The organism is Clostridium culturomicium (assembly GCF_000821305.1).
Classification (GTDB): domain Bacteria; phylum Bacillota; class Clostridia; order Clostridiales; family Clostridiaceae; genus Clostridium_J; species Clostridium_J culturomicium.
The window spans coordinates 116,978-134,107 of the sequence record NZ_CCXK01000013.1; the positions used below are offsets into that span (position 1 = coordinate 116,978).

At 32.5% G+C, this 17,130-nt stretch carries 16 protein-coding genes and 1 pseudogene; 12 read left to right on the forward strand and 5 right to left on the reverse strand.

Features of this window, described 5'->3' with window-relative positions; translation table 11 throughout:
• Positions 1 to 49: 49 nt before the first annotated feature.
• A complete protein-coding gene (locus BN1075_RS02500) occupies positions 50 to 514 on the reverse strand; it encodes a hypothetical protein (RefSeq protein ID WP_148315446.1) in 465 nt (154 codons plus the stop codon).
• A 301-nt stretch (positions 515 to 815) separates the two neighbouring features.
• Between BN1075_RS02500 and BN1075_RS02505 the strand changes: the two genes are divergently transcribed.
• The 7 genes and pseudogenes from BN1075_RS02505 (at position 816) to BN1075_RS02535 (ending at position 7,548) form a co-directional block, all read left to right on the forward strand.
• Entirely contained in the window at positions 816 to 971 is a 156-nt protein-coding gene (locus tag BN1075_RS02505; protein WP_040191467.1) for a zinc-ribbon domain-containing protein, read from the forward strand.
• 255 nt (positions 972 to 1,226) lie between these two features.
• Positions 1,227 to 2,042 (forward strand): hypothetical protein, encoded by an 816-nt coding sequence (locus BN1075_RS02510; RefSeq protein WP_040191468.1) that lies wholly within the window; start codon positions 1,227 to 1,229, stop codon positions 2,040 to 2,042.
• A gap of 309 nt (positions 2,043 to 2,351) precedes the next feature.
• On the forward strand, positions 2,352 to 2,507 hold the full coding sequence (locus tag BN1075_RS02515; RefSeq protein ID WP_040191469.1) for a zinc-ribbon domain-containing protein: 156 nt from the start codon (positions 2,352 to 2,354) through the stop codon (positions 2,505 to 2,507).
• 435 nt (positions 2,508 to 2,942) lie between these two features.
• The gene (locus BN1075_RS02520; RefSeq protein WP_040191470.1) at positions 2,943 to 3,710 is read left to right on the forward strand and encodes an ABC transporter ATP-binding protein; all 768 of its coding nucleotides are present in this window, start codon (positions 2,943 to 2,945) and stop codon (positions 3,708 to 3,710) included.
• Positions 3,700 to 5,703 carry an FtsX-like permease family protein gene (locus tag BN1075_RS02525; RefSeq protein WP_040191472.1) on the forward strand — a complete coding sequence of 668 codons (2,004 nt, stop codon included), beginning with the start codon at positions 3,700 to 3,702 and terminating at the stop codon, positions 5,701 to 5,703. Before BN1075_RS02520 ends, BN1075_RS02525 begins: the two co-directional genes overlap by 11 nt.
• Positions 5,704 to 5,854: 151 nt before the next feature.
• Positions 5,855 to 6,529 carry a response regulator transcription factor gene (locus BN1075_RS02530; protein WP_040191473.1) on the forward strand — a complete coding sequence of 225 codons (675 nt, stop codon included), beginning with the start codon at positions 5,855 to 5,857 and terminating at the stop codon, positions 6,527 to 6,529.
• Positions 6,530 to 6,541: 12 nt separating this feature from the next.
• A pseudogene (locus BN1075_RS02535) lies at positions 6,542 to 7,548 on the forward strand (sensor histidine kinase).
• 111 nt (positions 7,549 to 7,659) lie between these two features.
• Here BN1075_RS02535 and hdhA read toward each other — a convergent pair.
• The 3 genes from hdhA to BN1075_RS02550 all read right to left on the reverse strand — a co-directional run bounded on the left by hdhA (position 7,660) and on the right by BN1075_RS02550 (position 10,637).
• Positions 7,660 to 8,445, reverse strand: coding sequence for a 7alpha-hydroxysteroid dehydrogenase (gene hdhA / locus BN1075_RS02540; protein WP_040191474.1), 786 nt, complete (start codon positions 8,443 to 8,445; stop codon positions 7,660 to 7,662).
• 89 nt (positions 8,446 to 8,534) lie between these two features.
• The gene (gene hdhB, locus BN1075_RS02545) at positions 8,535 to 9,323 is read right to left on the reverse strand and encodes a 7beta-hydroxysteroid dehydrogenase (RefSeq protein WP_052406351.1); all 789 of its coding nucleotides are present in this window, start codon (positions 9,321 to 9,323) and stop codon (positions 8,535 to 8,537) included.
• 60 nt (positions 9,324 to 9,383) lie between these two features.
• Entirely contained in the window at positions 9,384 to 10,637 is a 1,254-nt protein-coding gene (locus BN1075_RS02550; protein ID WP_040191475.1) for an MFS transporter, read from the reverse strand.
• A gap of 361 nt (positions 10,638 to 10,998) precedes the next feature.
• Here BN1075_RS02550 and BN1075_RS02555 point away from each other — a divergent pair, with 361 nt between their 5' ends.
• Positions 10,999 to 11,706 (forward strand): response regulator transcription factor, encoded by a 708-nt coding sequence (locus BN1075_RS02555; RefSeq protein ID WP_148315447.1) that lies wholly within the window; start codon positions 10,999 to 11,001, stop codon positions 11,704 to 11,706.
• Positions 11,699 to 12,727, forward strand: a complete 1,029-nt coding sequence (locus BN1075_RS02560; RefSeq protein WP_052406352.1) for a sensor histidine kinase — start codon at positions 11,699 to 11,701, stop codon at positions 12,725 to 12,727. Before BN1075_RS02555 ends, BN1075_RS02560 begins: the two co-directional genes overlap by 8 nt.
• A 207-nt stretch (positions 12,728 to 12,934) precedes the next feature.
• On the opposite strand, the gene BN1075_RS02565 is transcribed toward BN1075_RS02560, so the two are convergent.
• Positions 12,935 to 13,936 carry a helix-turn-helix domain-containing protein gene (locus BN1075_RS02565; RefSeq protein ID WP_040191477.1) on the reverse strand — a complete coding sequence of 334 codons (1,002 nt, stop codon included), beginning with the start codon at positions 13,934 to 13,936 and terminating at the stop codon, positions 12,935 to 12,937.
• A 257-nt stretch (positions 13,937 to 14,193) separates the two neighbouring features.
• Here BN1075_RS02565 and BN1075_RS02570 point away from each other — a divergent pair, with 257 nt between their 5' ends.
• The 3 genes from BN1075_RS02570 to BN1075_RS02580 are packed head-to-tail and all read left to right on the forward strand — an operon-like array spanning position 14,194 to position 17,130.
• Complete coding sequence (locus tag BN1075_RS02570) at positions 14,194 to 15,144, forward strand: ABC transporter substrate-binding protein (protein ID WP_040191478.1); 951 nt, start codon at positions 14,194 to 14,196, stop codon at positions 15,142 to 15,144.
• A complete protein-coding gene (locus BN1075_RS02575; RefSeq protein WP_040191480.1) occupies positions 15,131 to 16,123 on the forward strand; it encodes a FecCD family ABC transporter permease in 993 nt (330 codons plus the stop codon). The genes BN1075_RS02570 and BN1075_RS02575 overlap by 14 nt, the downstream gene beginning before the upstream one ends.
• Positions 16,123 to 17,130 (forward strand): FecCD family ABC transporter permease, encoded by a 1,008-nt coding sequence (locus BN1075_RS02580; RefSeq protein ID WP_040191481.1) that lies wholly within the window; start codon positions 16,123 to 16,125, stop codon positions 17,128 to 17,130. Before BN1075_RS02575 ends, BN1075_RS02580 begins: the two co-directional genes overlap by 1 nt.

The window sequence follows — 17,130 nt, forward strand, 5'->3', positions numbered from 1 at the left end:
ACAAAATAAAAGACTTACATATGGTCTGTACACCATATGTAAGTCTTTTTTAATTTATAGGATGTTTTGTAGAATCCACTGATTCTTTTCCTAAATTAGCCTCAATAATTTCACCAGTTGTACCATCAAACTTTATGTCATAACGTCCTCTAATGTTAACTAATTGAAGAGTTCTGCCTGTATAATGTCCTGATATGGTTACAACAGTTTTATCTTCATTAAAACCATAGTCGTCAGTAGCTCTATTGAAAAAGTGTTTATAAACAGAACTTGTTGTGTTATCAGAAACATACTCTTTAGCCTTTTTTTCTAAGCCTTGGACAAATTTTTTATCCTTATAGGCTGTAATTGCAAGCTCTCTATCTTGCTGAAATTTTTCTATTTCTTCTTGAGAAATATCATATTTTTTTATCTCTTCTTCAGTTAAATAACAAGTATCATCAACAGATTTAGCCTTATCTATTTCTTTTGTTATCCTATACTCAGGAGATAGCACCCTTTCTCTTTTTGCCACAGGGAGGCTGGACATATTATCTCTCTTTGGTAGCTCTAGCCATAATTATTTTTATAATTTTTTTAATACCTTGACTAATCAAAGGCCAGTATGATAAGAAAAAGCAGGAGATTAATTAGATTTCACAAAAAAATAAAATTTTGTAAAAAATCAAAAAACTATTGTATATTAAATAAATGTGTGTTATTATTAAAGAATATCAAATATGTTAATAATAAATAAGTTTGAATAGATAAATAATTTCTCGTAAATTAGAAACTATTATATCAGTTTGAAAACTTAAAATTTAGGAGGAATTATTATGACAGACAAAACATTAGTATGTAAAGATTGTGGAAATGAGTTCGTATTCACAGTTGGAGAGCAAGAGTTCTACAAAGAAAAAGGATTCGAGAACGAGCCAGTAAGATGTGCTGATTGCAGAAGAGCAAGAAAGCAACAAAACAATAGAAGATAATTTTAGATTCTATACCTGTAGTGAAAACTGCAGGTTTTTTGTTTTATAAGGATAACAATAAGAATAAAAAATATATAGTTATAATAATTAAATCTAAATTGATAAGTAAATATAGTTTTGAGATAAATAATTATTGAGTAACTTTTGAATATAAAATACACATATTTACGTATAATTAAGTCTTCACAAAAAACTATAATAAATGTTAAAATGTCATTGAAATAATGATTTAAGTAAGGGTGTGTTTAATTTAGTATGCAGAAATATAATCAAGAAAGTCCAATGCTTGTTAATTCTATTGTATGTACTATAGATATATTAGGTTTTTCACAGATGATAGTAGATTCATGTAAAGATGGGTATGGAGATGATTTGCTTAAAGAAATTAATTTTATTATAAATAAGAACAAGCAGTGTATAATCAAAAATAAGTATAGTCAGGGTAAGATTAAAATATATACCGATAATATGATTATAGGTTATCCAATAAAGGATGATGGAGAAGCAGAGTTAAATGAAATATTAGATAATGTATCGGAATATCAATTCAATCTAGCATTAGAAGGTTTCTTTGTTAGAGGGGGAATCAGTGTAGGTGAATTTTATATTAATGAAGATATAGTTTTCGGTTCTGCACTTTTAGATGCACATCATGTTGAAAGTAATTTAGCATGTTATCCAAGGATTGTATTAGATGACAAAACAATAAGTAGGCTGCAAAGGTATATAAATAACTATGATGAGGCACCACAGCGTAACAAAATATTAATTGATAATGATGGCCAATGGTTTTTAAATTATCTAAATGTAATTTTCAAACACTACACTGAATGTAGCAATCAGTATGAATTTGAGCAAATGCAAATAAACTTGCTTTTAAAACATAAGGTTAAATTAGAAGAGATGTTAGAGAAGAATAAAAATAATATCAGAGTTTGGGACAAGTATGTGTGGGTTGCAAATTATCATAATTATTTCTGTGATATACACTTTGCAGAAGAAAAACAGTTAAAAATAGCTAAAAAGAATTTACTATCTTGGCCAAGGAGTATTGCTGACGGCGACATATAATATATTTTTTCTATGTGGAAATCATTCATAAATTAATATAAGGAGCTTTAGCAGTATTTTAAGAGACAGATTTTAAGCTTTAACTTTAATAATAAATAGCTGTATCATGAACTGAAAATCTTTATTTGTTGAAAAATTAAAGAAAATTTATAAATTTTATAAAAAGGTATTGTATAATGTCGAAATAAGTGTTATTATAAATGAGTAGCAGATAGCTAACAAAATATATTAAGATCAATTAGATAAATAATTTCTCATGAATAAGAAAATATATATCAAGTTAGACCTTAAAATTCAGGAGGAATTATTATGACAGATAAAACAATAGTATGTAAAGATTGCGGAAGTGAGTTCGTATTCACAGTTGGAGAGCAAGAGTTCTACAAAGAAAAAGGATTCGATAACGAGCCAGTAAGATGTCCGGATTGCAGAAGAGCAAGAAAACAACAAAATAATAGAAGATAATTTTAGAATTTATAGCTTGTAATGAAAATTACAGGCTTTTTTTATTGAGAAATAATTGAGGTATAAAAGTATTTTAAGAAAAGAAATTTTCAAAGGTAGATTCAGTTAAAAAGAAATCTATAGTTATTGGTTACATAGCAGAAATTAAAAAATAGATAGTAACATAGGCAGAGCTGAGGATATCCTCAGCTCTTTTCAACATTACAAAATTGTAATGTTAATGCAAGACAAATACATAGGTAATAAATTAAGCACACTATATAATAAACTCATAAGCTTTAAACAAGGAGATGATTTTTGTGATAAAGATATATGAGGTATTAAAAATAATGTGCTTAGTGATTTTTGCTGGATATGATGAAAAAAGTTTTGAGGTTAATGGTGCAATCTGAAAAAATTAAAATATATAGTTTCATAAATGGAGGGAAGATAAAGATGAAAAATATTTTAACGGTAGAAAAAATAGAAAAATACTATGGAAATAAGGGGAACCTGACAAAGGCTATAGATAATATAAGCTTTAGAGTTGATGAGGGAGAATTCGTTGGTATAATGGGTCCTTCAGGTAGTGGTAAAACTACTCTTTTAAATTGTATTTCAACCATAGACACTGTAACTACGGGAAATATTATTATAAATAATGAGGATATTACAAGGTTAAAGTCAAAACAATTAGATAAGTTCAGACAAAATGAATTAGGTTTTATTTTTCAGGATTTTAACCTTTTAGATACTTTAACAGCTTATGAAAATATAGCCTTAGCTTTAACTATTAAGGGAGAAAAGACGGAGGTCATTGATGGAAAAATTAAAGAGGTGGCAAAGTATTTAGAAATTGAGGAAGTTTTAAATAAATATCCTTATCAAATGTCTGGAGGTCAAAAGCAGAGGGTGGCTTCAGCGAGAGCAATTGTTACCGATCCAGCTTTGATATTAGCAGATGAGCCAACGGGAGCTTTAGATTCAAAGGCAGCAAGATTGCTCTTAGAAAGATTTGAAAGCTTGAACATGGATTTAAAGGCAACTATTTTAATGGTTACCCATGATGCTTTTACAGCCAGCTATGCCCATAGAATTTTATTTATTAAGGATGGAAGAATATTCACAGAGCTTGTAAGGGGAAGTGATTCAAGAAAAGAATTTTTTAATAGAATAATTGAGGTGATAACTCTGATAGGAGGAGATGACAACAATGTATTCTAGGATAGCAACTAAGAATGTAAAAAAGAGTTTTAAGGATTATACCATATACTTTTTAACCTTAACCTTAGCGGTGTGTATCTTTTACAGTTTTAACTCCATTGAATCTCAAAAGGCTTTTATGGAAGTATCGTCTACTAGTATGGATTATGTAGAAATGCTAACATCAATTATTTCTTATGTATCTGTGCTTGTAGCAGTAATTTTAGGTGGCCTTATCCTATATGCTAATAATTTCTTGATTAAGAAGAGAAATAAAGAGTTAGGTATCTACATGACTTTAGGTATGGGAAGGGGAAAGATTTCAAGGATATTAATTTATGAAACTATAATAGTTGGAATAATTTCTTTAATAAGTGGACTTTTCTTTGGGATTTTAGCATCACAAGGTTTATCAGTTTTAGTTTCAAAACTATTTGAGTTTGAAATGAGTGAATATAAATTTGTAATTTCAACAGCAGCCATAGGTAAGACCGTTGTTTATTTTGGGATAATGTTCTTCCTTGTAATGCTTTTTAATACTTATGTTATTTCTAAGTATAAAATAATAGATTTATTAACAGTAGGAAGAAAGACAGAGGATGTAAAATTTAAAAATCCTTTAATTTATTTGATAACTTTTATTTTATTTGTAGGTGCTTTAGGAACAGCTTATAAAATGGTTTTAGACCTTGGGTTAAATGTATTAGATATTAAATTCCGTATATCAATAATACTAGGAGTAATAGGAACTGCGTTATTCTTCTTTAGCTTAGCAGGATTTATACTTTATATAGTTAAAAGAACCAAGGGGATTTATTTTAAGGGTTTAAATATTTTCACTATAAAGCAGATCAACAGTAAGGTTAATACAAATTTTATATCTATGTCTGTTATATGTTTAATGCTTTTTATCACCATTGGAGTGTTGTCTACTGGATTTAGTTTTAAAAATGCCTTAGAGTCAGGGTTAGAGGAATCAACACCTTTTGATGCTAGTGCATATCTATATGTATACGAAGAGGATAAGGTGAAAAGTATTGAAGAATCCATGGATAACATGGGAATTACCTTTGCAGCAGATGATAAGGTTGCATATTATGATGAATATATTACTGGAGAACAGATTTCAGATATTATTCCATTAGACAGCAGTAGTTCAAATATAAAGATAAAAGCAGCCTATATTAAGGTATCAGATTTTAATGAAATAATGGGATTAAATAATGAAGGAACAGTAGAGTTAGCACAGGATGAAGTGCTGATAACCTCTAATGTTTCTAAGCTGTTACCTTCTATAGAAAAATATATGAAAGAAAATGACACAATAAATCTTAAGAATACTTCTTATAAGATTAAAAATAAAGAAGTTATTAATCTTAATTTAAAGAACAGCTATGTGAAGGATAACTTCTTAACCATTGTGATAAATGATGAATTTTGTGATGCTGCTAATTTAAGCACCAGCATAGTGAATGTAAATTTCAAGGATAATGTTAATGGAAAAGGGGAAGAAACCTTTGTAAAGAGTATAGAGGACTTTAAAAGAAACAATGACAATTATTTTGATGAAGCAGGCTTTGTTATTACTGCGTCTAGAGAGGCATTATATGAGGAAAACAAAGGTATGACGACAACCATATTATTTGTAGGAATATATTTAGGAATTGTTTTCTTAATCAGCAGTATGGCAGTTTTAGCCCTTCAACAACTAAGTGAGGCTAGCGACAGTCTTGAGAGATATGAGGCAATTAGAAAAATAGGAGCAAGTAAGAAGGGAATAAATAAAACCATTTTCGCACAAACTTTAATTTACTTTAGCCTTCCAGTAATACTGGCTCTAGTACATTCAGTGGTGGGAATAAAGGTAGCTAATGATTTTGTTGCCATGTATAATAAGCCTGATATTGGTGGGGCATCCATGATTACAGCGGGGATCTTTGTAATTGTATATATAATATATTTTTACACTACCTATACTGGATATAAAAATATTGTTAATAGTAAAATTAAATAACTTAAAGAAAATCTATTTGAAGAAGGGAAAGTTCTTCAAATAGATTTTTGTTATAATCTTTATGAAATAGTATAAGGAAAAATTAACAGGTGAAAATAGTTTATAAATAATATGAGTTTGAAGTACAACATTAGAGTTGGAGGAAAAGTAAGTGAAAAAAGTAATTATAGTTGAAGATGATAATGTTATTAGAGAAGAGCTGCAGAGCTTTTTAAGCAGATATAATTATCAGGTTATAGCACCCACAGCCTTTGAAAATATAATAGAGTTTATACTAGATTCTGAAGCTGATTTAATTCTATTAGATATAAATCTTCCAATTTATGATGGCTATTATATCTGCAGAGAAATTCGTAAAAAATCAGAGGTTCCGATAATCATTGTCACTAGTAGAGATAGTGATATGGATGAATTAATGAGCATGAATTTAGGGGCTGATGACTTTGTAACAAAACCTTATAATACTCAAATTCTTTTAGCACGAATCTCTGCTCTTTTAAAAAGAGCTAGTGGAAATATTGCAGGAAGTAATACTTTAACCTATGGGGATTTTAAGTTGAATTTATCTAATGCAACGGTTATATATGGGGAACGAGAGCTGGAGCTTACTAAAAATGAAGTGAAGATTCTATCCTACTTAATTGAAAATAAAGGAACCATTGTTTCAAGAGAAGCTTTAATGGAGTATTTATGGAAGGCTGATTACTTTGTGGATGACAGCACTTTATCTGTTAATATCACTAGACTACGTAAAAAGCTGGAGAGCATTGGCATTAAGGACACCATAGAAACAAGAAGAGGCTTAGGTGATATTATGGAAGGTTAGGGCTATGAAGATATGAACATAATAAGTTTTCTTAAGGACAAAGGAGTAATTTTAGGTGCTAATGTTATCATATATCTTATAATTGTAGGAGTTATGATACCTGCTGATATAAGTTCGGTAATAATAGTTTTTTAGTAGGGTGTATATGGTTTATTCCATTGATTAGCTATATGCTGCTAGATTATATGAAGTTGAAAAAGTATTTAAATAATATAGAAAAGATATTAGAAGGTTTAGATAAAAAGTATTTATTGCCTGAAGTTATTGAGGATGCAGAGTTTATTACAGGCGAAAGAATAAATGAAATACTTAAGGTTCTGAGCAGGGATATGCATGAAAATGTGAAGTGCTACAGAACTATCCAAGAGGAATATAGAGAGTATATTGAAACCTGGGTTCATGAGATAAAAACTCCAATATCATCAACAAGGCTTTTAATAGAAAACAATAACAATGAAATTACAAGAAAAATTGATAAGCAGGTAGATAAAATTGAGAACTTTGTGGAGCAGGTTTTATATTACTCTAGAAGTGACGAAGTAGGAAAAGACTTTATCATAAAGGAAGTTAGCCTTGAAGAAATTGTTAGGAAGGTTGTAAAAAGAAACTTTAGAGATTTCATTAATAAAGGCATAAAGCTGCAATTAGAAGCTATTGATGAAACTGTTTTTTGTGATACTAAGTGGATTGAATTTATATTAAATCAAATACTAGGAAATGCCATTAAATATTCTAAGGAAAAAGACAGTATAATCAAAATTGAAGCAAAGAAACTTAATAATTCAGTGGTGTTAACAATAGAGGACAATGGTTTTGGGATAATAGATAGAGATTTAAACAAAGTATTTGAAAAAGGCTTTACTGGTGAAAATGGAAGAAAGTTTGGTAAAAGTACTGGTATGGGATTATATCTATGCAAGAAGCTATGTGTGAAATTAGGCTTAAATATAAGTATAGAATCTAAACTTCAAGAAGGAACCAGGGTAAGTATAATATTTCCTAATTATAAATTAATATAAAAAACTATAGGGGAGTCTGCTTTTATAGACTTCTCTATAGTTTTTTATTAGATATATTTTTTTAGAATAATAAAATCTACAGCAGACTGAGTTTTTAATGCTTTAGGAATTTTATTTTCTTACGAAGTCTCCATACATTGGAGTGAATTTACCGAAGGCACCTGCAACTTCCATGATTTCACCTGTTAAATAAGAAGAGTCATCAGAAGCAAAGAATAGAACTGCATTTGCTATGTCTTCTGGTTTTCCAGGACGGTTCATAGGAACGTTCTTTAAGAAGGTGTCTAAGAATTCTTGGCTCATATTTTCTAGGGCTGCTTTTGTTGCAATGAACCCTGGTAAAACTGCGTTGCATCTGATATTGTACTGAGCACATTGAGCAGCAACGTTTTGAGTTAAAGAGTTTATTGCAGCCTTTGAAGTGCAGTAAGCTATTCCAGAAAGGTCTGGAACTGCTGAACCGATGGTTGAGATGTTGATTATGCTTCCACCGCCTGTTTCCTTCATGCTTTTAACTGCAGCCTGGCTTGTTAAGAATACGCTTTGAAGATTGTTCATTACAGCGTCAAAGTAATCCTTACCGGTAGTATCAAAAATTGTTTTATCTAGTTTAACATCATGACCGCCATAGTTGTTTACAAGGATATCGATTCTTCCTTCGTTTGTGATAACTTCTTCAACCATTGCTGTGTAAGTTTCTGCCTCTCTGGCATTAAAGTAAACGAATTTTGCGATGCCACCTTTATCCTTTATGTTTTTTATAACTTCTTCAGCTAATTCTTTGTTTCTTGCACCAATATAAACTATTGCTCCGTTTTCTGCTAATTTCTCTGCACTCGCAAGGCCTATACCTTTAGTGGCAGCTGTTACTAATGCTACTTTATTTTTTAATTTCATTTATATTCACCTCGTATTTTTAATAAGTTATTTTTAATCCAAGGCTGAAGGGCTTAAAGTTTCCAGCCTTAGATTTGAAGATTTGTATCTTAAGCCATGTGTGTAAACATCTTACCAAGTTCAGCTATTATTTCATCTCTGCTGTGCTCAGTTATTCTTCTTTGGTGGTTGTTTCTGTTTCTTTCTCCAACTAAGTAAGACATGTGAACTCCTAGTTGATCAAGACCTTCTTTTGCAACGTCTTCTGGGTACATAGCTGCTGCACAAGTGTCTTCATCGGCAGGTTTATTTTTTAACCAAGTTGGAGTAATTGTTGAACCTGCAACCATTAATAATACATCTACATTAGTGTTTTGGCATTCATAAGCTACACCTTCAGTTAAGGCCATCATGTATGCTTTTTGAGCTGCATATTCAGCACAGAATGGAAGGGATGTCCATCCAGATAAAGAACCTATTGTTACAAAGGCACCTCTGTTTCTTTCTTTAAATAATCCTATGAAGTGATGTAAAAGCTTAGAGAAGGTTCTGATGTTTACTCTATACATCTGCTCATATTTTGAATAATCCACCTTGCTGTATTGTCCCATTGCGTGAAGGCATGCAACATAGTTGATTAAGCCCATGTCTAAGTCTTTTGTTGCTTCAATTAATTTTTCAGCTGCATCGTACTCTGATAAGTCTTGAGGTAAAACTCTGATTTCTCTTCCAGTTTCAGCATTTATTTCAGTAGCTAAAGCTTCTAAAGCTTCCTTTCTTCTTCCAACTAAGATTACATCCATTCCTCTTCTTGCAAATTCAAAAGCATTAGCTTTTCCTATTCCTTCTGTTGCTCCTAATACAATTGCCCATTGTCCATATTTCTCTCTAAAATTCATTTTTCATTCCTCCTAAAATAATTGTATAATTTATCTTTAAAATTTAGTGTATTTCAATATTTAGTCAGCCTTTCTATGTTTGCTTGCTAGGTTGAAAGCAAATAAGAAAGTTGCAAAGGTTATAACTAAAAGTACTATAAAGATTATCCAAGTAATTTTATAAGCACCTGTTGTGTCATAGATAAAACCTGATAAAGTTGGTCCTACGGCTCCACCAAATTGGAAGAACATGATTACAGTTCCAAGGATAGTTCCGTAATCCTTTTTACCAAAGATTTCACTAGTTAAGTAGGATGGTCCCATTGCTGCAATGGCAACGAAAGCACCAAAGATTACTGCAAATAGGATTGCAAATAAAGCAGTTTTTCCAAGGAGTAAGCATACTATAGAAGCAATCATGGCTATCCCGATTATGGACATACCCAACTTTAAGCCTGCTTTTTCAAGAAGCATTCCAATAAGAACGTTACTTAAGATACCCATTATGGAAACTATTGAAGTTACTGTTGAAGCAAAGGAAGCGGAATGGCCGATACTTTGCATGTAGCTTGGAATATGCATTTGTACGCCTGCAAAGACAACTCCAAGTAAAACTATTGCAACTACATAAACCCAAAATACTGAGGAGCTTTTGGCTTCTTTAAAGGTATAACCAGTAAGCTCTTCAGAAGCTGTTGACTTCTTATTTACAACTTTTACTTCTTCATCACCATAAGGTTTTTGTCCAAGGTCAGAAGGCTTCTCTTTTATAACAAATAGTGAAACCAGAACTGTTACCACCAGCATTACCCCACCTAATAGGAAGTAACACTTTTCATAACCAATCTTAGGCATCAAATTTGAGATAGTTAAGATGGTGCAGAAGGCTCCAAGGTTACCACCAGAAAAGGCTATACCTGTTGCCACACCTTTTTTCTTTGATGGGAACCAGTTGGTGATGATATAAGATATAGGAATCTGAGTTATCCCTGTGGCAAAGGCACCAAGAACTGCAGATAATAAATAAAACTGCCACAATTCTCTTGCAAGTCCAAAGGCTGCAAAGGAAATTGATACAACTGCTCCGCAAAGGGCCATTATGTATCTAACATCGTACTTTCTAATGATTTTACCCATGATAGGGGACATGATGGCAGTGGCTATAGCAACAATAGTAAACACTAATGAAAACTGTGTTGCTGTAAATCCTAAAGCCTGTGTTACAGGAGTCAGGAATATTGAGTGAGATAGAAAGATTACCGCAAAAGGCATCGCTAAGATAATAAATGATCCAGCTGCAACCTTCCAACCGTAAAAGCTTTTCTTGTTTTCCAAAATTTTTCCCTCCATTAAGTTTATTTTGTAATATAAATTTTGCTGGCTGCTAAAGGGTTTTCCTCAGTGGCCATAATTAAATGGTACAATTTGAGGTATGTCAATTCAAAGGTATGATTGTGGCAATATTGTGGCAAATGTTAAATAAAGGGTTACTTTTGTGCCTGAATAAATTTAATATGATATATTATTTAAGGGAAGTACTTCTCAGATTTATTGGAAGGCGGGATATAATTAGGAGGTTCCAGGGGAATCATAGATGAATGTCATGGAAGATTTGATAACCGTAACGGAATTATGGATTTGAAGTGTAACCTTTTGGAATTTACTTAATGAATAATTACTTGAAAGGATTTTAATTATGGAAAAACTTATTTATATTGCAGATGATGAAGAAAAAATACTTAATTTAATTAAATCTTTTTTAGTGAAGGCAGGCTTCAGAGTTAATACTTATAGTTCTGCTAAAGCTCTTTTAGATGATTTTTACTGTAATCCTAGTGATTTAGTAATTTTAGATATAATGATGCCGGGAATGGACGGGTTATCTGCCTGTTCTATTTTAAGAAATATAAGTTCAGTACCTATTATCATTGTTTCCGCTAAGGATAGTGATTTGGACAAGGTTACTGGCATTAATTTAGGCTGCGACGATTATTTAACTAAGCCATTTTCACCTATTGAATTATTAGCAAGAATCAGGTCCATCTTTAGAAGGATTGAAATTGATAAGGGGGAAGAATGGGGAACTCATAATATACTATTTTATGGGGACTTAGTAATAAACAAGAATCAGCACAGCGCTCAAGTGAAGGAAGAGCCAATAAATTTAACTAAAAATGAATTCTCGCTCATGGTTTATTTAATAGAGAATAAAGACAGAGCAATCAGCAGAGAAGAACTCCTCAGGAAAGTTTGGGACTTTAAGGTGAATGAGATTGATACAAGGGCTACCGATGACACTGTTAAAAGACTTAGAAAAAAATTATTAGAAAACAATTCTAGGGTTCATATCAAAACCATAAGAGGATTTGGATTTAGAATTTTTGAGGAGAATATAGATGGATAAAATATCGATTAGAAAAAGAATGTTAAGGCCTTTATTGAGCTACCTTATAGTATTCACAGGAATTTTCTTTGTTGTTTTTAACATGATATATAAGGCGGCGTTAAATGAAAGCACCTACAGTCATAGATTTATTTTAAACACAAATATCTTTCTTTTAGTTATCTTTATAGCTTTTATTGCAGGGTTTACCTTGATGGTTATAAAAATCTGCTCAGAGATTTCCAGGGACATAAAAATGTTAGCAGAGGATGCCATAAAGCTGTCTAAAAGTATCTATAGAACAGAAGAAATTAAGGTATTTGAAACTGCTGAAATCGAAGAACTTAACTTAAGCATACATAAACTTGCAAAGAGATTATTTGATTATTATAGGGCTCAAAAGATTGCTATGGAAAATGCTTCCCATGAGCTTAGAACTCCATTGATGTCAATACAGGGATATGCAGAAGGGATAAAATATAAGGTTTTTGATGATGTTGAAGAGCCACTGGATATAATCATTAATGAAAGCAAGCATTTAAGAGATGTGGTGAAAAGCATGTTAAAGCTTTCAGAAATGGATTCCTTTAGTGTGAAGGTGTCCTATAAAAATATGAATCTGTATCACAGCTTAAACAGGATATTAAACCAGCTTCGAGGTGTAGCTTATAAAAGTAATAAGTACATCAAGCTGGAAGGAGACGAAAATTTCACCATGAATATTGATGAGAAGCTCCTCTCTCAAGCGGTGATAAATATAGTTTCCAATGGCTTAAGATACGCCAAGGAAACAGTGATAGTGAGATTCGAGAAAGCAGCTGACAGTGTAATTATCCATATAATTGATGATGGAGATGGCATTAAAAATGGTGATCTTGAAAACATATTTACAAGGTTCTATAAAGGGGACAAGGGCAACTTTGGTCTTGGACTATCTATTGCTAAGTCATCTATTGAATATTTGGGGGGAGAAATAACTGCCTTTAACCTAAGAAAAGGAGCCTGTTTTGAAATAAAACTTCAGAGAAATGGTCATATATAGGAACTTCATAAGAACTATTAAATTATCAATTTTAGTATTAGATAATTTAATGAGGGATAAAAGTAATTATAAAAGAAATGGAAGTAGTTATGAAAAGAAATAAAGGTAATTATAAAAGAAGTATATAAACAAGTATAAATATAATGGAAATATGTTGTTTTTAGGGACTGAATTTTTACAGCCCCTAAGTTTTGAAAGTTTTAGATATTACCATCTTTTTCTAAAGGCCAGTGGCGTTTTTCCATGGGCCTTTTTAAACATTTTAACGAAGTTTCCACTATGAGAGTATCCAAGGGATTTTGCGATTTCCTCAACGGATAATTCAGTAGTAGAGAGAAGGGTTTCCGCCATGGCAATTTTTAGAGAGGTAGTATACTGGCTGATGGACATGTGATATCTGGCCTTAAATCCAGCCTTTAGTTTTTGCTCATTAAGGAAAACTTCTTTACTTAGTGCCTTGATGGTTGGTGGATTGCAGGGGTCTTCCGACAGAATATCATGAGCCCTTTGGATGGCGTTAACATCGGAGGCTGTTAAAGAAATTTTTCTGCTTTTACCAATTTCTATATGTCCATAATCCAGTTGATTAGTAAAGACATTTTCAGGACTGGCGGAAAGTTCTTGATGAATTATAGCAAGACACTCTAAAAGTTTGCTTTCTAAATAAAGAGGTGTAAGAGTATGCTTTTCACCAAGACTTCTAAGCACTTCAATGATTTTTGCAATATCCAGCGGAAGGTGATGATAGGTGTAATTCGATAAAAAGCTTTGAAAATTTATTGTGTCTGGAAAGGCCGGATTTATGACCTCTTCCAGATATTTTTTATAGATAGTTATTTCAGCACCATGAAAATGCTGTCCTTTTTCCCAGACCTGATTACCTTTTAGGTGCTTTTCCACCACAAAGAAGGATGAGGGAGTAAAGGAAGATACTGGCTCATCCTCTATTCTGAATTTCGTTTCACCGGAGTACACTGTTCCAAAACGCATTAATTCCTCGGAATGTTCAAAGGACAGGGTGAAGTTATGGGGAATGGTATAATCTCCAATACCAAAGTCATAGTATCCTTCTCTGCTATATTTAATAAAATATCCTAGCTCTGGTTTTTCATGATTTTTGTATAGGATAAAGTTTGTATCTTTATAGGGAGTAAAGGACATATTTTTTAATACTTCATTTTGAAATTCTACGGTGGTTTTACATTTCATTTGGTATACCTCATTTTTAAACTTTCTAAGAGTTTAGTTATTAAATTTATCAGTTATATTCCTGTAGATTTAGTAATTATTAACCTTCCTTTTGAAAATAATATTTATAATATCAGAATTTATTATGCCGTTAATTGTTCAAAGAGATGATAAAATTATCAAATTAGATGCAAATATTGAAATGATAATGAGTATCAACTACAATTGAGACAGTAAATTGACTGCGAAATATATTATATAATAGGTGGAGGAAAATTATGAAGAGAAAGTTTTTAAAGGCGTTAGTAGTTTCTTGTATGGCTGCAATGATGCTGGTTGGATGTGGTTCAAAAGGTATTGAAGGAGAAAGCGGTAATTCAGGAAACACTATTACAATAACAGACGTTAGAGGTGAAGTGGAGATACCAGCTGAGCCTAAGAGAATAGTTGATTTAAGTGGAAATAGTGATATCTTATCACTTTTAGGATATGAGGTAATTGGAACGGCTAACAGTGATGCTTATGATTATACAAAATTCCCTGCATACCTTGAGGATACTTTAAAGGGTGCAGAAATTTTAGGATATAGCATGCAGGATACTATGGATATTGAGGCAGTTATGAACTTAGAGCCAGACTTAATTGTTATTTCTACAGTTCAAGAGAAAATGTATGATCAATTAAGTGAGATTGCACCAACGGTAATGATTCAGCTAGAAGCTTTAAACTGGAAGGATGATGTTAGAGCTTTTGCAAAGGTATTTGATAAAGAGGATGTTGCTAATCAATGGCTAGCTGATTATGAAGCTAAGGCAGCAGCAGCAGGAGATGCTATAAAGGCTGAATATGGCGAAGATACAACATATCTTTCTTTCCTTGCAAGTGGCGGACAGTTTTTTATCTTTGATGGAGCAGGATTTGGAAGTGTGTTATACGAGGATATGGGCCTTGCTAAACCAGCAGGAATGCCAGCTCAGACTGACATCAGCTTACCAGTTGTAACTTATGAGGGATTAGCATCAATTGCTACAGATTATATTTTCTTAATTGCTACAGATGAGGATTTAGCTCAGCTTGAAAGCAATGCAATTTGGAACAGCTTACCTGCAGTTAAAGAAGGAAAGGTTGTAGTATTAAACTCATCACCTTACTTTAACCAAGGCTATAGCTCAATTGGAAGAAACTTATTAGTAGATGAAATAGGTGAAATGTTAAATGAAACAAAATAGCAGACGTACCACAATATTTGTGCTTTGCAGTTTGTTATTATTAATAGGAGGACTGATTCTAGCCATAAGGCTGGGGTCTGTCCATATTAATTTTACAGACATATGGAATAGTATATTTAATTATAATGAAACCCTAGAGCTGATGCTGGTTAGAGATGTAAGAATACCGAGGGCTCTTGCTGTAGTATTTACAGGAGGGATCTTAGGAGTAACTGGAGCAATGCTTCAGGGAGTTACAAGGAATCCAATTGCTGAACCTTCTATTTTAGGAGTTAGCCAGGGAGCAACTCTGGTAATTGCAATATTTTATGCAGCAGGAATTGCTGTAACCACAAGAAATGTAATGATAGCTTCTTTTATTGGAGCTTTAATAACAGGAATCATAATTTTAGGTTTTTTATCTAAGAAGGCAAATAATAATTCCATTACAAAGATACTTTTAGCCGGAACAGCTATGAGCACTTTCTTTATTTCTTTAACTACAGTTATAGGACTTTTATCTAATCAATCACAAATGATTGGGTTCTGGGTAGCAGGAGGATTTAGAAATGCAACTTGGGCAGATTTCAGACTGGTGTTTTTTATAGGAGTTATTGGACTTATTTTAGCAATTTTATTATCACCAAAAATTAATATTTTAAATCTGGGAGACGATGTGGCAATAGGACTTGGTGAAAATCCAGAGAAAATCAGGTTTAGAGCTCTTATGATAATGATACCTATGTGTGCAGCAGCGGTGGCAGTTGGGAAGAATATTGCCTTTGTGGGGCTAATAATTCCACAGATTGTGAGAAAGCTGTTAGGTGAAGATTATAGAAAGAACATACCTTGTTCCTTCCTTTTGGGTGCAGTGCTTTTAACTTATGCAGACATTGCAGCAAGGATGTTATTTAATCCTTACGAAACACCAATTGGAATCTTTACAACACTAATTGGAATTCCATTTTTCATATCAGTAGCTAGAAAGGAGAGGGGATAATGAAGAACAAAAGATATAAAGTTACCTTAATAATTTTATTAATTCTGCTAGTTATCTCCTTTGGAGTTACTCTATGCTGGGGAACCTATAAGGTTTCACCATTAGAAGTGATAAATACACTTCTTGGAAATGGAAGTAGGTCTCAAAATACCGCAGTCCTTAGTATAAGACTGCCAAGGCTTTTAGTGGGAGCCTTTGTGGGAGTTGCCCTATCAACTGCAGGAGCAATTCTTCAAACAATTACTAAAAATGATCTTGCAGACACGGGGATAATCGGAATTAATGCTGGAGCAGCAGTGGCAGCGGTTCTATTTATTACATACCAAACTGCTGACTATTATAGTGAGCTTGAACAGTTATCCATATTTGTATTACCCTTAATGGCAATCATCGGGGCAGCAGTATCAGCCTTTGTTATATATCTTATGTCTAGCAGAGGCGGCATAAGACCAAAGAGACTTTTATTAATTGGTATTGGCCTCAATGCAGGACTTAATGCTTTTATTTCCTTCTTTACCTTCAGAGGTGGAGTAGGAGATTATAACAGAGTTTTAGTTTGGACATCTGGAAGTCTGTGGGGTGCAGGATGGAGCTATGCGAAGGTAATTATTCCTATAGTGGCAGTTATGTTTATCTTGGTTTTGATAAATCATAAGAAGCTGGATGTATTAAGTCTTTCAGATGAACTTGCCATTTCACTAGGGCTTAATCTTGAGAAGGAAAGAAAAAAGTTCTTAAGTTATGCAGTAATTCTTGCAGGGAGTGCAACAGCCTTTGCAGGAAATATTGGATTTTTAGGGCTTATTGCTCCTCATATAGCAAGGAAACTTGTAGGACCCTACCACAAAAAATTTGTAACAGTATCAGCTATAATCAGCGTTATCATAATTCTTTTAGCTGATGCAGTTTCAAGAAATCTATTTTCTCCAATTGAAATACCTGTGGGAATAACAGTATCCATCTTTGGAGTACCATATTTTATTTATTTAATGATGAAGGAGAAATAA

Excerpts from the sequence above, each read along its gene's own strand:
- BN1075_RS02520 (WP_040191470.1), top strand. The coding sequence starts at position 2,943 with ATGAAAAATATTTTAACGGTAGAAAAAATAGAAAAATACTATGGAAAT.
- BN1075_RS02515 (WP_040191469.1), top strand. The coding sequence starts at position 2,352 with ATGACAGATAAAACAATAGTATGTAAAGATTGCGGAAGTGAGTTCGTA.
- BN1075_RS02565 (WP_040191477.1), bottom strand. The coding sequence starts at position 13,936 with ATGAAATGTAAAACCACCGTAGAATTTCAAAATGAAGTATTAAAAAAT.
- BN1075_RS02525 (WP_040191472.1), top strand. The coding sequence starts at position 3,700 with ATGTATTCTAGGATAGCAACTAAGAATGTAAAAAAGAGTTTTAAGGAT.
- BN1075_RS02560 (WP_052406352.1), top strand. The coding sequence starts at position 11,699 with ATGGATAAAATATCGATTAGAAAAAGAATGTTAAGGCCTTTATTGAGC.
- hdhB (WP_052406351.1), bottom strand. The coding sequence starts at position 9,323 with ATGAATTTTAGAGAGAAATATGGACAATGGGCAATTGTATTAGGAGCA.
- hdhA (WP_040191474.1), bottom strand. The coding sequence starts at position 8,445 with ATGAAATTAAAAAATAAAGTAGCATTAGTAACAGCTGCCACTAAAGGT.
- BN1075_RS02510 (WP_040191468.1), top strand. The coding sequence starts at position 1,227 with ATGCAGAAATATAATCAAGAAAGTCCAATGCTTGTTAATTCTATTGTA.
- BN1075_RS02580 (WP_040191481.1), top strand. The coding sequence starts at position 16,123 with ATGAAGAACAAAAGATATAAAGTTACCTTAATAATTTTATTAATTCTG.
- BN1075_RS02575 (WP_040191480.1), top strand. The coding sequence starts at position 15,131 with ATGAAACAAAATAGCAGACGTACCACAATATTTGTGCTTTGCAGTTTG.
- BN1075_RS02505 (WP_040191467.1), top strand. The coding sequence starts at position 816 with ATGACAGACAAAACATTAGTATGTAAAGATTGTGGAAATGAGTTCGTA.
- BN1075_RS02570 (WP_040191478.1), top strand. The coding sequence starts at position 14,194 with ATGAAGAGAAAGTTTTTAAAGGCGTTAGTAGTTTCTTGTATGGCTGCA.
- BN1075_RS02555 (WP_148315447.1), top strand. The coding sequence starts at position 10,999 with ATGGAAAAACTTATTTATATTGCAGATGATGAAGAAAAAATACTTAAT.